Origin of the sequence: Agromyces humi (assembly GCF_009720255.1) — a bacterium.
GTDB lineage: Bacteria > Actinomycetota > Actinomycetes > Actinomycetales > Microbacteriaceae > Agromyces > Agromyces humi.
Map to the genome: position 1 here is coordinate 1 of NZ_WJSP02000759.1, position 607 is coordinate 607.

Below are 607 nucleotides of genomic sequence, written 5' to 3' on the forward strand. Positions count from 1 at the left end.
CCGCGACGCGCTCGACCGCCTCCCCGCCGACGCGTGGGCGCACGACCAGATCGAGGAGGCGCTCCGCGGCGCCCTCGTCGATGGGCTGGGCCTCAAGCCTCGCGTCGCGTTCGGCCCCGTGCGCACGGCGATCTCGGGTCGTCGCGTCTCCCCGCCGCTCTTCGAGTCGATGCAGATCCTCGGCAAGATCGACTCGATCGACCGCATCGACCGCTTGGCGGCGCGCCTCGGATAGCACCGAGGCGCGCCCTCCGCACCGAGGTCGGCTCAGTTTGGTCGGGCCGCGGTCCGTAGGCTAGAGTTGCATGTCGGCGCGGGCTTCGGTCACGGGCCATTGGGGTATGGTGTAATTGGCAACACGGCGGTTTCTGGTACCGTTGTTCTTGGTTCGAGTCCAGGTACCCCAGCAAGATCAATAGCCCGGAATCCCGCAGATCACGCGGGCATCCGGGCTTCGTGCATCTCAGGCGTCGATCGATTCCGTCGAGTGCGCCGGGTGCGCGGATCGTCCGCGTCGCCGCGGCCGGTTCAGCCGGCCAGCGCCTCGAAGGCCCGCTCGGGCCCGGGCTTCGTTGCCGCGGATGAGCGCGATCGCGACCGCGACCGC

Annotated in this window: 1 tRNA gene and 1 pseudogene; both read left to right on the forward strand. The window is 69.9% G+C overall.

Features of this window, described 5'->3' with window-relative positions:
- Window positions 1-235: pseudogene (locus GH736_RS24035) on the forward strand (glutamate--tRNA ligase); the annotation flags it as partial.
- A gap of 100 nt (window positions 236-335) precedes the next feature.
- Window positions 336-407 (forward strand) — tRNA-Gln (locus tag GH736_RS24040).
- Window positions 408-607 lie beyond the last annotated feature (200 nt).